Genomic DNA, 14,324 nt, shown 5'->3' on the forward strand with positions numbered 1-14,324 from the left:
ATTCACTGCGGGCGGCGCGGGCCCCAAGGGCCGAGGTCATCAACCGACAGTCGCGCGCAGGTATTCAGGCGATAACACGTTGAACCAGATCACGATCATTTCCACCAGGATGGTGACCAGTACCAACAAGCCGACACCCCAGACGCAAGCCGCATTCAACAGGCCTTGTTCCTTACGCTCGTGCATGAAGGTCGGCAGGCCGACAAACAGCAGGAAGGTCGAATAGAGTGAGGCGGCGCCCAGCACGGTGATCGCCAGCCAGCGGCTCGGGTATAGGCCGGCAATGCCGGCGAGGAAAAACGGGGTCACGGTATAGGCTGCAAAACCGATGCATTGATTGACGGTAGGCCGCGCGTCGAACGTGCGCGACATCCAGCGGATGAACAGTCCCATCAGCGCCACGCCAGCGATGATGGTCACGTAGAGCAATCCGCACAACTGCAAGGCACTGCCGGCGCTGAGCTTGACGATTTCATTTTCGGCCAGGCTCCAGCCGACGTAGGTGGTCCCGATAAACAGGCACACGGCGGGGATCAAGGCCAGCAGCAACAAATGGGCGAGGTAATGACGCGGATGCGCTTCCTCTTCCTTGCGGATATCCGTCCACGCGAAGTTCGGTTGGGTAAACAGCTTGACGATAGGTGCGGACATGACGACCTCCTGAGCTGGAGCGGCCCGTGACAGGGGCCCCTAAACGTATTGAGGGGCAAATTTTGCCAGGGGTTCATTTTTTCTCCGCAGGCCTGGGGCAGGCGCCGATAGAGGGAATGTTTGCAGGTGGCCAAGGTCAACCGAGCAGTTCCCTGCCTGGATGATTTGCCATGAACGTCAGCCAATCGGTGGTCGAGTATCTGCGTCAAAACGACTTGCTGCTGACCACCGCAGAGTCCTGTACGGCCGGCAAGATCATCACACTGCTGGCTGAAGTGCCGCACAGCGGGGATCTGATCGAAAGCGGGTACGTGGTCTATTCCCCCGAAGCCAAGCAACGATTGCTCAACGTCAGCCCCGAGACCATCGAAACCTTCAACCTGACCAGTTGTGAGGTTGCCCGGGAAATGGCCTCGGGTGCACTGCGCGACAGCACGGCCAATGTCGCGGTGGCGACCACCGGCATTCTCGGGCCGGAAGACGTCGATGGCATTCCCGCCGGCACCATCTGTTTCGCCTGGGCCTTCCAGACCGCGCAGGGACGCCGTGTTTTCAGCCAACAACTGCGGTTTTGCGGGACACGTACCGAGGTCCAGTTATTGGCCGCCGAGCATGCGTTGAAACGGCTGCCGCATTTTCATCAGCGGGTATTGGCCGGTGAGCAAGGCCAGGAGAGCGCTCGATGAACGATGAATCCGGCCATACCGATTACCGCAGCCGCGACTATCCGGTGCGTGAAGACATGGCGCATCAGGTCAAGGTCTGGCGATTCGAGCGTTGGGGCTGGTACGTCCTGGTGTTGTTGGTGGTGCTGGCCCTGCTCGGGCTGTTTTCACGCGGGCCACTGAGCACCCGGGACGTGCAGGGCAGCGATGGCAAGCTCAGGGTGCAATACGAGATGTTTCACCGTAACGGATCGACCAACCCGATGCAGCTCAGCGTATTCGGTTCGCCCGATGCCATGGTCGAGCTGGAACTGACCGGAGCGCTGCTGGACGGCTTCAGTATCGAAAGCCTGCAGCCGGAGCCCATCCGTGCCGTCAGTGCCGGGCAAGGTATGAAGCTGTGGGTACAGACCGACGCTCAAGGCCAGGCCAACCTGCATCTGACCTTGCGCGGGGAGGGGCTGGGGCTGTTTCACAGCCGTATCGCTTCGCCCGGCGCCACCGCGGTGAACTTCGATCAATTCATTTTCCCTTAGGTGACCTATGGACTCGGTATTGCGCGCGGCCGCGATGTATCTGGCACTGATGGTGCTGTTCAAGATTGCCGGCCGGCGCTCCCTGGCCGAGTTGACGACATTCGATTTCGTGCTGTTGATGATCATTGGAGAGGCAACGCAGCAGGCGTTGCTGGGTGACGACTTTTCCCTGACCAATTCGATGCTGGTCATCGTCACGCTGATTGCCATCGACGTCGGCCTGTCGCTGCTCAAACAGCGCTCGCACTGGATATCGCAGCTGATCGATGGCGGGCCGACGATCATCGTCGAGAACGGCAAGCTGCTGCACAAGCGCCTGCGCCACGCGCGATTGATCGAGGCCGACGTCATGGAGGCCGCACGTTCCAGCCAGGGAATCGAAACCCTGGATCAGATCAAATTCGCGATCCTGGAGCGCAACGGCAAGATCTCGGTGATTGCCGTGTAGGAGCGAGCGGTGCGGCGATCCGACTTGCCCGCGAATCGGGCGCTGCGGTGTACCTGTTGTACCGCGTTATCGTTCTTCGCCGGCAAGCCTGGCTCCTACAGGGGCCAGGCGTGGCATTGACCCAAGTACGGTGTTCAGAGCATCGGTTTACCGCCGGTAATCCCATACCGCTGCCCGGTGATGTAACTGGCTTCATCCGACGCCAACAGCACATAGATCGGCGCCACCTCCACCGGCTGGCCCGGCCGCCCGAGCGGGGTCTGCCCACCAAAGTTCTGCACTTCTTCATCGGGCATGGTCGAGACGATCAACGGCGTCCAGATCGGCCCCGGTGCCACGCAGTTCACCCGGATGTTCCTCTCGCCCAGCATCTGCGCGAGGCCGGCGGTGAAGTTGGCGATTGCGCCCTTGGTCGTGGCGTAAGGCAGGAGAGTCGGTTTGGGCATGTCCGAATTGACCGAACTGGTGTTGATGATCGAACTGCCGGGTTGCATATGCTTCAGTGCGGCCTGGCAGATGCGGAAAATCGCAGTGATGTTGACATCGAAGGTCATCACCCATTCTTCGTCGGGGATGTCTTCGAAGTGTTCGTGGGTCATCTGGAACGCGGCGTTATTGACCAGCACATCGATCCGGCCGAAGCGTTCGACCGTCTTGTCCACCAGGGCCTGGCAGTGCGCTTTTTGCGCCAGGTCGCCGGACAGCAGCAGGCATTGACGGCCGGCCTGCTCGATCCAGCGTGCGGTTTCCTGCGCATCTTCATGTTCGTTGAGGTAGGCCACGACGACATCCGCGCCTTCACGGGCGAAGGCAATGGCGACGGCGCGACCGATGCCGCTGTCGGCGCCGGTGATCAGGGCGATCTTGCCCTCCAGTCGGCCCGAACCTTTGTAGCTCTGCTCGCCGCAGTCCGGGTAGGGGTCCATTTTCTTCTGGGAACCGGGGACGGGCTGGCTTTGTTTCGGGAAGGGTGGTTTTGGATAGTCATTCATTGGGAAATCTCCGTTCTCGAGGCAGAAGAGTCAAAGGGTTGACCCTGGTGTTTTGCCTTGAGTTCGGTTGGATTTCAGAGGCTGTCGAATCTCTCAATCCCAACAGATTACCTTGTGGGAGCGGGCTTGCCCGCGATGATGCCGTCACATTCAACATAATTGTTGACTATAAGGCCGCCATCGCGGGCAAGCCCGCTCCCACAGGGGATTTGCGTTGCCTTCAGGGGCGTGTCAGGCATTTCGATTGCGTAAACTGCGCTCCATCCGCGCAATGCCTTCTTCCAGCAACGCCCGCGGGCAGCCAAAATTCAGGCGCACGAACTGTTGGCCGTCATCGCCGAAATCCAGGCCGGCGCTGAGCCCGACCTTGGCCTGTTCGAGGAAAAATTGCTGCGGGTTGTCCAGCCCCAGCGCCGAACAATCGAGCCACGCCAGGTACGTGCCCTGCGGCACATTCATGATCACGCCCGGCAATCGGGTGTGAACGGCGTCGACCAGGTAATCGCGGTTGCCTTGCAGATAAGTCATGAGCCCGGCCAGCCAGGGTCCGGCTTCGCTGTAGGCGATGCGGGTGGCTTCCAGGCCCAACGGGTTGACGCTGTCGACCAGGCCGCAACGCGCGTGGTTGACCCGCTCGCGCACGGCTTTGTCCTGAATGATCATGAACGAGGTTTTCAGCCCGGCAATGTTATAGGCCTTGCTCGCCGACATCAGCGTGATGGTGCGCCTGGCGATGTCCGGGCTCAGGGTGGCGATCGGCACATGCACCCGTCCGTCGAAGCACAGTTCGGCGTGGATCTCGTCGGAGATGATCCAGGCGTCCTGCTCCAGGCAGATGTGCGCCACCGCTTGCAGTTCTTCCCGCGGGAAGACCTTGCCCAGCGGATTATGCGGGTTGCTCAGCAGCAATGCGCCGCCGCCTTCCAGGGACTGGCGCAAAGTCTGCAGCGGCGTGGCATAGGTACCGTCAGGCAAGGCATCGAAACCCAGTTCGACCTTGTTCAGCCCCCAATGCGCCGGTGCGTGACGCAGCGGTGGGTAGTTGGGAGTCTGGACCACGACAGTCTGTTGTGGCTGCACCAGTGCATGCAAGGCCATGTTGACGCCCGACTCCACCCCCGGCAGGAAGATCAGCTCCTGGGGCTCGACGCGCCAGGCGTACTTCTTCCACAGGTCGGCAACGATGGCATTGCGCAAGTCGTCCTGAGGCACGCTGTAGCCGAGCAATGGGTGTTCCAGACGTTTTTGCAGGGCCTGGATGATCACCGGCGGCGCGGCGAAGTCCATGTCGGCGACCCACATCGGCAATACGTCGGCCGGGTAACGGCTCCATTTGGTACTGCCGGTGTCGTGGCGGTCGAACACCTGATCAAAATCGAAAGTCATGCTCATCTCATAAGGGCCGGATTAATTCGGCAGACATGATAAGCGCCAAGCCCTTGTGGGAGCGAGCCTGCTCGCGAGCGGGCGAGCGGGATTGTCCAGGACACCAAAAATCCCTGTGGGAGCGGCGGTGCGACGATTCGACTTGCCCGCGATGACGGCCGCCCATTCGACATGGATGGCGACTGACCCGCCGCTATCGCGGGCAAGCCCGCTCCCACAGGTCTCGTGCCTGTCGATTCATGACCGACAAATGCCCGACGGTCGGTTTTCACACAACTGGCGACAACATTGTCTACAGTTTCCAGTGTCGGTAGCTACGCTGCCGGCACCGTGATCGTCCAGAAAACCCGGCAAAAGTACCGGGTCTCCACCTGATCAGGAGTGCACGATGGACCTCAACCGTCGTCAGTTCTTCAAGGTCGCCGGTATCGGCCTTGCAGGCTCGAGCCTCGGCGCGCTGGGCATGGCCCCCGCGACTGCCTTTGCCGAGCAGGTGCGCCACTTCAAGCTTGCCCACACCCATGAAACCCGCAACACCTGTCCGTATTGCTCGGTCGGCTGCGGGTTGATCATGTACAGCCAGGGCGATGCCGCCAAGAACGTTGCGCAAAACATCATCCACATCGAAGGCGATGCCGACCACCCGGTCAATCGCGGCACCCTGTGCCCCAAAGGCGCTGGTCTGCTGGATTTCATTCACAGCCCCGGTCGCCTGCAATACCCGCAGGTGCGCAAGCCCGGGAGCGGCGAGTGGACGCGGATCTCTTGGGATGAAGCGCTGGATCGCGTGGCCGACCTGATGAAGGCCGACCGCGATGCCAACTTCATCGAGAAGAACGAAGAAGGCAAGACGGTGAACCGCTGGCTGACCACTGGTTTCCTGGCGGCCTCGGCGGCGTCCAACGAAGCGGGCTACATCACCCACAAGGTCATTCGCAGTCTCGGCATGCTGGGGTTCGACAACCAGGCGCGTGTCTGACACGGCCCGACGGTGGCAAGTCTTGCCCCGACGTTTGGCCGTGGTGCCATGACCAATACCTGGACCGATATCGCCAACGCGAACCTGATTCTGGTGATGGGCGGCAACGCAGCAGAAGCGCACCCGTGCGGCTTCAAATGGGTGACCGAAGCCAAGGCGCACAACGCCGCCAGGCTGATCGTGATCGACCCGCGATTTACCCGGACCGCTTCGGTGGCCGACTATTACGCGCCGATTCGCACCGGTACCGACATCGCCTTCATGGGCGGGCTGATCAATTACCTGCTGACCGAGGACAAGATTCAGCACGAGTACGTGCGCAACTACACCGATTTGTCGTTTCTCGTCGACCCCGGCTTCAGTTTCGAGGACGGGATCTTCAGTGGCTATGACGCGGTGAAACGTCGCTACACCGACAAGACCACCTGGAATTATCAATACGCTGAAGACGGCTTTGCCAAGGTCGACCCGACCTTGCAAGACTCGCGCTGCGTCTATCAGTTGCTCAAGCAGCATTACAACCGTTACAACCTGGAACTGGTGAGCCAGATCTGCGGCATGCCGACCGAGTCGATCCAGAAGATCTGGGAAGAAATCGCCACCTGCTCGCAACCGGGCAAGACCATGACGATTCTCTACGCACTGGGCTGGACCCAGCACTCGATCGGCTCGCAGATCATCCGCAGCGCGGCAATGGTGCAATTGCTGCTGGGCAACGTCGGCATGCCCGGCGGCGGGGTCAACGCCTTGCGCGGGCACTCCAACATCCAGGGCCTGACCGACCTCGGATTACTGTCGAATACCTTGCCCGGGTACCTGACCCTGCCCAGCGACAGCGAGCAGGATTATGACACCTATATCTTCAAACGGGCGTTGAAGCCATTGCGTCCAGGGCAGATGTCCTACTGGCAGAACTACGGCAAGTTTCATGTCAGCCTGATGAAATCCTGGTACGGCGCCAATGCCACGGCAGACAACCATTGGGGCTACGACTACCTGCCGAAGATCGACATCCCCAGCTACGACATCCTGAAAATGTTCGACCTGATGGGGCAGGGCAAGGTCAACGGCTACATGTGCCAGGGTTTCAACCCGATCGCCGCGCTGCCGGACAAAAACCGGGTGACGGCGGCACTGGCCAAACTGAAGTGGCTGGTGATCATGGACCCGCTGGCCACCGAGACCTCGGAGTTCTGGAAAAACGTCGGGCCCTATAACGATGTGAAGAGCGCCGAGATCCAGACCGAAGTGATTCGCTTGCCCACCACCTGCTTTGCCGAAGAGGACGGCTCGCTGGTCAACAGCAGTCGCTGGCTGCAATGGCACTGGAAAGGCGCCGACGGCCCGGGATTGGCGCGGACCGACATCCGCATCATGAGCGAATTGTTCCTGCGCCTGCGCCAGCGTTATCAGGCCAATGGCGGCGCCTATGCCGAGCCGATGATGAAATTGTCATGGCCCTACAAGGTGCCTGAAGAACCGTCGCCGGAAGAACTGGCCAAGGAAATCAACGGCAGCGCCACCGCCGAATTTACCGATGCCACGGGCGCGACGATCAAGAGTGGCGCGCAACTGGCCGGGTTCGGTCAGCTCAAGGATGACGGCAGCACCGCGTCCGGTTGCTGGATTTTCTGCGGTAGCTGGACCGAGGCGGGCAACCAGATGGCCCGGCGCGACAACAGCGACCCGTACGCCATGCACCAACACCAAGGGTGGGCCTGGGCCTGGCCGGCGAACCGGCGGATTCTCTACAACCGCGCCTCGTGCGACCCGCAAGGCAAGCCCTGGGCCGAGAACAAGCGCCTGGTGTGGTGGAACGGCAAAACCTGGGCCGGCACCGACATCCCGGACTACAAGGCCGATTCGCCACCGGAAGCCGGGATGAATCCGTTCATCATGGCGCCCGAAGGTGTAGGGCGGTTTTTCACCCGGGACAATATGGCCGAAGGGCCATTCCCCGAGCACTACGAACCGTTCGAAACGCCGATCGGCATCAACCCGCTGCACCCGAACAACAAGAACGCGACGAGCAACCCGGCGGCGCGGATCTTCGATTCGGTGTGGGACACCCTCGGCGTGGCCAAGGACTATCCATACGCGGCCACCAGCTACCGGCTGACCGAGCATTTCCACTTCTGGAGCAAGCATTGCAAGCTCAACGCCATCTCCCAGCCCGAGCAGTTCGTGGAGATCGGCGAGGTGCTGGCCAAGGAGAAAGGCATCGTTGCCGGTGACAAGGTGCGAGTCAGCTCCAAGCGCGGCTTCATCGAAGCGGTGGCGGTGGTGACCAAGCGCATCCGGCCGTTGCAGGTCAACGGCCAAGTGGTGCACCACATCGGGATTCCGTTGCACTGGGGCTTCACCGGCCTGACGCGCCACGGTTACCTGACCAACACCCTGGTGCCGTTCCTCGGCGATGGCAATTCCCAGACCCCGGAATCCAAGTCATTCCTGGTCAACGTGGAGAAAGTCTAAATGGCCAGCCAAGACATCATCGCCCGTTCGGCCACCACCACGGTTTCGCCCTCGGTGCGCACTCAGGACGAAGTGGCCAAGCTGATCGACACCACCAAGTGCATCGGCTGCAAGGCCTGCCAGGTTGCCTGCTCGGAATGGAACGAGCTGCGCGACGACGTCGGCCATAACCTCGGCACCTACGACAACCCCCAGGACCTCAGCGCAGACACCTGGACCTTGATGCGCTTTACCGAGCATGAAACCGATGCCGGCAACCTGGAGTGGCTGATCCGCAAGGACGGCTGCATGCACTGTGCCGAACCGGGTTGCCTGGCGGCGTGCCCGAGTCCGGGGGCGATCATCAAGCACGCCAACGGCATCGTCGATTTCGACCAGGACCATTGCATCGGCTGCGGTTACTGCATCACCGGTTGTCCGTTCAATATTCCGCGCATCTCGCAGAAGGATCACAAGGCCTACAAATGCACCCTGTGCTCGGACCGGGTGGCGGTGGGCCTGGAGCCGGCCTGCGTGAAAACCTGCCCCACCGGGGCGATTGTGTTCGGCACCAAGGACGACATGAAAGAACATGCCGCCGAACGCATCGTCGACCTCAAAAGCCGCGGCTTTGAAAACGCCGGTCTGTACGACCCTGCCGGTGTCGGCGGCACTCACGTCATGTATGTGTTGCATCACGCGGACACGCCGGTGCTCTACGCCGGCTTGCCGGATCATCCGACGATCAGCCCCCTGGTGGACCTGTGGAAGGGTGTGAGCAAACCCCTGGGGTTATTGGCCATGGGCCTGGCGGTGCTGGCCGGGTTCTTCCACTACGTGCGCGTCGGACCGCAGCTGGTCGAGGAGGAAGAACTCCCGACTACGGTCGATCCTGCGGTGCATGAGGTCGATCCGTCGGTGCATACCTTTGATCCGCGCGGGGAGGACAGACCATGATCCGCAGACAGATCCTGCGCTACACCTCGAACCAGCGCACCAACCACTGGCTGGTGGCGATCTTCTTCTTCATGGCGGCGCTGTCGGGGCTGGCGTTGTTTCATCCGGCGCTGTTCTGGCTCAGCCACTTGTTCGGCGGCGGCCCCTGGACGCGCATTCTGCATCCGTTCATGGGCGTGGTGATGTTCGTCCTGTTTCTGGGCCTGGTGCTGCAATTTTTTCGGGCGAACTTTTTTATCACCAATGACCGGCTGTGGCTGCGGCGCGTCGGGCGGGTGATCCGCAACGAGGAGGAGGGCGTGCCGGCGATCGGCAAGTACAACCCGGGGCAGAAGCTGCTGTTCTGGACCTTGCTGCTGTGCATGCTGGTGCTGCTGTTCAGCGGGCTGGTGATCTGGCGCGCGTACTTCAGCGTTTACTTTGGCATCACGGCGATTCGCTGGGCGATGCTGCTGCACGCGTTGGCCGGTTTGATTCTGGTGCTGAGCATCATCGTGCACATTTACGCCGGCATCTGGATCAAGGGTTCGGTCAGCGCCATGTTGCATGGTTGGGTCAGCCGCGCCTGGGCGAAAAAGCATCACGAACTCTGGTACCGGGAAGTGACCCGGGACGAGCACCCCGAGCGACCGGCCAGCAAAAAAGGATAACCCCTTGGCGACTATTCTTGAGCCTGGCGACATCGAAGCGGCGGCGAGTTCTCCGCCGTTTCTGCACCTGCCACCGAACAACTTGTTCACGTTGCGGGCACAGCGCCTGGAACGGTTCGCCGAAGGGCATCCCTTGGCCGATTACCTGCGGTTGGTGGCCGGCCTGTGCCATGTCCAGCAGCAACTGATGGACGATCCTCCGGCCACTGCACCGCCGGACCCCGAACGCCTGCGGGTCTGCCAGCAACATGGCCTGCCACCGTTCGCCGCCGACAGTCTGGTGCGCGAGGGTGGTTGGTTGCCGTTCCTCGAAGCGCTGTTGCAGCGGTATCCGCCACCTGCACAACCTGCGGTCGTAAAAGCCCTGGCGACTTTGCGCAATGCCAACGCCGGGCAGCTCAAGGCCTGGGCGATTGCCTTGGTCAGCGGCCAGTTCACGTTGCTGCCAGCCGCGCTGGTGCCATTTCTCGGCGCGACGTTGCAGGCGGCCTGGAGCCATTGGTTGTTGAGTACACCGAACCTGCAATTGAAACCCGGCGACAGCCTCAGCCAATGCCCGGCCTGCGGTTCGCCGGCCATGGCCGGGGTGATTCGCCACCGAGGCAAATACAACGGCCTGCGTTATCTGGTGTGCTCGCTGTGTGCCTGTGAATGGCACGTGGTGCGGGTCAAATGCGTGTACTGCGAGCAAAGCAAAGGCCTGGAATACGTCAGCCTCGACGATGACCGCCACACCGCCGACCAGGCGCCGCTGCGCGCGGAAACCTGCCCCGGCTGTCACAGCTATCTGAAGCTGCTCTACCTGGAAAACGACGCCGAAGCCGAAGCGCTCTCGACCGACCTGAGCAGCCTGATGCTCGATATGCGCCTGGAGCAGGAGGGCTATCAACGGCTGGCGCCGAATCTTTTGTTCGCCCCGGGAGGCGACTGAACCTGTGATCCTGTGATCCTGTGTAGGAGCTGGCTTGCCAGCGAAGGCGTCTTCATGGGCGCTGCAGGACTCGAGGCCGCCTTCGCTGGCAAGCCAGCTCCTACAGGGGTTCAACGGCTACACTCAGGCGGTCAGCGTTTGCGGGGAGCCCCTGATGTCTTCCAGATCCGCCAGCCCGGCCTTGCGGCTACCTTCCATCGACAGTTTGCTGCGTCATCCGGCGTGCCAGCCACTGGCCGAGCGCTATGGGCGCGACGCGCTGCTGGCCAGCTTGCGCCAATTGCTCGACGACCTGCGTGAACCGGTGCTTGGCGGCCAACTCGACGCCGTTGAGATCGCACCCGAAATCCTCGCGGGCAGGGCGGGCGAGCGCCTGGCCCTGCAGCATCGCAGCCATGTCCGCCGAGTGTTCAACCTCACCGGCACGGTGCTGCACACCAACCTTGGTCGCGCGCTCTTGCCAGAGGAGGCAATTGACGCCGTGCAGCTCGCTGCGCGCTACCCGCTCAACCTGGAATTCGACCTGGACAGCGGCAAGCGCGGCGACCGTGACGACCTGATCGAAGGCCTGATCCGCGAATTGACCGGGGCCGAAGCCGTGACCGTGGTCAACAACAATGCCGCCGCGGTGCTACTGACGCTCAACAGCCTGGGCGCGCGCAAGGAAGGCATCATTTCCCGGGGCGAGCTGATCGAGATCGGCGGCGCATTCCGGATTCCCGACATCATGGCCCGGGCCGGGGTAAAGCTGCACGAAGTCGGCACCACCAATCGCACCCATGCCCGCGATTATGAAGCGGCCATTGGTCCGCGCAGTGGCCTGGTGATGCGGGTGCACGCGAGCAACTACGCCATCGAAGGCTTCACCGCCCGGGTGCCGACCGCCGAGCTGGCGCAACTGGCCCACAAGCACGGATTGCCGTTGCTGGAAGACCTCGGCAGCGGCAGCCTTTTGGACCTGACGCGCTGGGGTTTGCCTGCCGAACCGACGGTGCGCCAGGCGCTGCTCGATGGCGTGGACATCGTAACCTTCAGCGGTGACAAGTTGCTTGGCGGCCCGCAAGCCGGGTTGATCGTCGGCCGCAAGGACCTGATCGCGCGAATCAAGAAGAACCCGCTCAAACGCGCCTTGCGGGTCGACAAACTGACCCTGGCCGCCCTCGGAGCGGTGTTGGGCCTGTACCGCGATCCGGACCGACTGGCCGAACGCCTGCCCAGTCTGCGCCTGCTGACCCGGCCACAAGCGGACATCCTGGCCCAGGCCGAGCGCCTGCAGCCCGCGCTGGCCAGGGTGCTCGGCGACGGCTGGAGTGTCAGCGCAGTGACGGCACTGGGCATGATCGGCAGTGGCAGCCAACCGGTGGCGCGTTTGCCGAGTGCCGCGTTATGCATTCGGCCCGACACGTCCAAGCGTCTGCGCGGACGACGCTTGCACGGTCTGGAAACCGCGCTGCGCGGCTTGCCGATCCCGGTGCTCGGACGCATCGATGACGACGCCCTGTGGCTCGATCTGCGACAACTGGACGACGAGGCGGCGTGGCTGGCGCAACTCGATCAATGGCCGCAGGAGGGCGTACCAGGGTGATAGTCGGTACCGCAGGACACATCGACCACGGCAAGACAGCATTGCTCCAGGCCTTGACCGGCCAGGCCGGCGATCGTCGCCGGGAAGAACGCGAACGCGGCATGACCATCGACCTGGGTTACCTGTACGCGGCGCTGGAACCCGGAGCGGCCCTGACCGGTTTTATCGACGTGCCCGGTCATGAGCGCTTCACCCATAACATGCTGGCCGGGGCGCAGGGCATCGATCTGGTGCTGCTGGTGGTGGCGGCCGACGACGGCGTCATGCCGCAGACTCGCGAACACCTGGCCATCGTCGAACTGCTGGGCATTCCTCGGGCACTGATCGCGATCACTAAATGCGACCGGGTCGATCCCTCCAGGGTGCAGGCCGTGCGCGACCAGATCGAAGCGTTGCTGGCGCCCGGACCTTATGCCGGCGCACCGCAGATTGCGTTATCGAGTGTGACCGGGGCGGGGGTCGAGACCCTGCGCCAGGCCTTGCTCCAAGCGCAACATGAAGTGCTGCAACGCAGCACCCACGGCGGTTTCCGCCTGGCCATCGATCGCGCGTTCAGCGTGGCCGGCGCCGGTGTCGTGGTGACTGGTACCGCGTTGTCCGGGCAGGTTGCGGTGGGTGATACGCTGATGCTCGGCCCCCAGGGAAAACCGGTACGCGTGCGTGGCTTGCATGCGCAAAATCAAGCCGCCGCCAGCGCGTCTGCCGGCCAGCGCGTGGCGTTGAACCTGAGTGCCGAGCGTCTGGCGCTGGAACAGATTCACCGGGGGCACTGGCTGCTGGCCGAGTGGTTGTATGCGCCGACCCGGCGCCTGGATATCGAACTGCGGTTACTGGCCAGCGAAGACCGGCCCTTGGAGCACTTTCAATCCGTGCATGTGCATCTGGCTACCCAGGACGTGACGGGACGGGTGGCGTTGCTCGAAGGCACGAGCCTCATACCCGGTGAGCGGACGCTCGCGCAACTGCTGCTCAACGCTCCGGTGCAGGCCGTGAAGGGCGACCCGCTGATTCTTCGCGACCAGAGCGCCCGACGCACGCTTGGCGGTGGCCGGGTGCTCGACCCGTTTGCGCCGAGCCGACACCGCCGCAGTCCCGAGCGCCTGGCGCAGCTGCAGGCACTGGCCAGCAGCCATGGCCTGGAACAGGTTCTGCCAGTATTGCTGGCCAACAGCGACACCGGCCTCGATCCGCAACATGTGGAGCGGCAGTTCAACCGTCCGCGTGATAGCTGGGTGTTGCCTGGCGACGTGCGTCTGATCGATACGCGGCAGGGCTCACTGTTGTTCAGTGCGGCCCGCTGGGAAGCCCTGAAAACACCGGTGCTGGAACATCTCGCACGTTTTCATCGACTTGAACCGGATCAAATGGGCCCGGACCGGGATCGCTTGCGTCGATTCACCGGCACGGCACTGGAGCGCCCGACCTTCATCAGCCTGCTTGAAGAGTTGCTGGCCAGCGGCGCGATGGCGGCCAGCGGTCCGTGGCTGCACCTGCCCGATCATCAGGTGCGCTTGAGCGAAGACGACGAAGCCCTGTGGCAACAATTGCAGCCGTTGTTCGAGCAGGCCGGCTTCGATCCGCCGTGGGTGCGCGACCTTGGTCATGACCCGGTCGCGGTACGCTTGCTGCTGCGCAAGATGGCGCGGCTGGGGTTGTTGCACCAGGTCGTCCGGGATCTGTTCTACACCGATGCGATGCTGCGTCGATTGGCGGCTATGCTGGTGCAACTGGCGGCCGAAAACCCGCTGATCCAGGTCACGGCGTTTCGCGATAAGGTGGGGCTGGGGCGAAAACGCAGCATCCAGATTCTCGAATACTTCGACCGCATCGGCCTCACCCGACGATTCGGCGACAGGCGTCATATCCGACTCGACAATGCACTGGCTCAGCCGGACGAGCCCTGAGTTCAAGGAAGGCAATCGCGCCCGGTGGCGCGGCCGGGCTTCAAACCCGGTTGGGGACGGCATCCGTTCCCGGGCAGGTTCGACTCCCGCTGCCTTCCGCCATTTTTAATCTCCCAGGCACCCCCAACCCCTGTAGGGGCGGGTTTGCCCGCGAAGGGCGGGGCGTTTTTTTTCGCTTTTGATCTT

At 62.4% G+C, this 14,324-nt stretch carries 12 protein-coding genes and 1 tRNA gene; 10 read left to right on the forward strand and 3 right to left on the reverse strand.

What is annotated here, in order from left to right:
• Positions 1-39: 39 nt before the first annotated feature.
• On the reverse strand, positions 40-651 hold the full coding sequence (locus tag ACA062_RS15125) for a Yip1 family protein (RefSeq protein WP_497457112.1): 612 nt from the start codon (positions 649-651) through the stop codon (positions 40-42).
• A gap of 170 nt (positions 652-821) precedes the next feature.
• Here ACA062_RS15125 and ACA062_RS15130 point away from each other — a divergent pair, with 170 nt between their 5' ends.
• The 3 genes from ACA062_RS15130 to ACA062_RS15140 are packed head-to-tail and all read left to right on the forward strand — an operon-like array spanning position 822 to position 2,300.
• Positions 822-1,337, forward strand: a complete 516-nt coding sequence (locus ACA062_RS15130; RefSeq protein ID WP_497457113.1) for a CinA family protein — start codon at positions 822-824, stop codon at positions 1,335-1,337.
• Positions 1,334-1,852, forward strand: coding sequence for a hypothetical protein (locus tag ACA062_RS15135; RefSeq protein WP_497457114.1), 519 nt, complete (start codon positions 1,334-1,336; stop codon positions 1,850-1,852). The genes ACA062_RS15130 and ACA062_RS15135 overlap by 4 nt, the downstream gene beginning before the upstream one ends.
• A gap of 7 nt (positions 1,853-1,859) precedes the next feature.
• Positions 1,860-2,300, forward strand: coding sequence for a DUF421 domain-containing protein (locus ACA062_RS15140; protein ID WP_497457115.1), 441 nt, complete (start codon positions 1,860-1,862; stop codon positions 2,298-2,300).
• Positions 2,301-2,434: 134 nt separating this feature from the next.
• Here the strand turns inward: ACA062_RS15140 and ACA062_RS15145 are convergent, their stop codons facing one another.
• Both ACA062_RS15145 and ACA062_RS15150 read right to left on the reverse strand, forming a co-directional pair.
• The gene (locus ACA062_RS15145) at positions 2,435-3,292 is read right to left on the reverse strand and encodes an SDR family oxidoreductase (RefSeq protein WP_497457116.1); all 858 of its coding nucleotides are present in this window, start codon (positions 3,290-3,292) and stop codon (positions 2,435-2,437) included.
• A 231-nt stretch (positions 3,293-3,523) separates the two neighbouring features.
• Positions 3,524-4,678, reverse strand: coding sequence for a MalY/PatB family protein (locus tag ACA062_RS15150; RefSeq protein ID WP_497457117.1), 1,155 nt, complete (start codon positions 4,676-4,678; stop codon positions 3,524-3,526).
• A 388-nt stretch (positions 4,679-5,066) separates the two neighbouring features.
• Here ACA062_RS15150 and fdnG point away from each other — a divergent pair, with 388 nt between their 5' ends.
• From fdnG to ACA062_RS15185, 7 genes are all read left to right on the forward strand, one after another.
• Positions 5,067-8,132 carry a formate dehydrogenase-N subunit alpha gene (gene fdnG / locus ACA062_RS15155; protein WP_497457118.1) on the forward strand — a complete coding sequence of 1,022 codons (3,066 nt, stop codon included), beginning with the start codon at positions 5,067-5,069 and terminating at the stop codon, positions 8,130-8,132.
• Positions 8,133-9,068, forward strand: a complete 936-nt coding sequence (gene fdxH, locus ACA062_RS15160) for a formate dehydrogenase subunit beta (protein WP_497457119.1) — start codon at positions 8,133-8,135, stop codon at positions 9,066-9,068.
• Positions 9,065-9,718, forward strand: coding sequence for a formate dehydrogenase subunit gamma (locus ACA062_RS15165; RefSeq protein ID WP_497457120.1), 654 nt, complete (start codon positions 9,065-9,067; stop codon positions 9,716-9,718). The genes fdxH and ACA062_RS15165 overlap by 4 nt, the downstream gene beginning before the upstream one ends.
• A gap of 4 nt (positions 9,719-9,722) precedes the next feature.
• Positions 9,723-10,649, forward strand: coding sequence for a formate dehydrogenase accessory protein FdhE (fdhE, locus tag ACA062_RS15170; RefSeq protein ID WP_497457121.1), 927 nt, complete (start codon positions 9,723-9,725; stop codon positions 10,647-10,649).
• Positions 10,650-10,803: 154 nt separating this feature from the next.
• On the forward strand, positions 10,804-12,234 hold the full coding sequence (selA, locus tag ACA062_RS15175; RefSeq protein WP_497457122.1) for an L-seryl-tRNA(Sec) selenium transferase: 1,431 nt from the start codon (positions 10,804-10,806) through the stop codon (positions 12,232-12,234).
• Positions 12,231-14,138 (forward strand): selenocysteine-specific translation elongation factor, encoded by a 1,908-nt coding sequence (gene selB / locus ACA062_RS15180; RefSeq protein WP_497457123.1) that lies wholly within the window; start codon positions 12,231-12,233, stop codon positions 14,136-14,138. The genes selA and selB overlap by 4 nt, the downstream gene beginning before the upstream one ends.
• 6 nt (positions 14,139-14,144) lie before the next feature.
• Positions 14,145-14,240 (forward strand) — tRNA-Sec (locus tag ACA062_RS15185).
• Positions 14,241-14,324 lie beyond the last annotated feature (84 nt).

The organism is Pseudomonas sp. LBUM1679 (assembly GCF_059695565.1).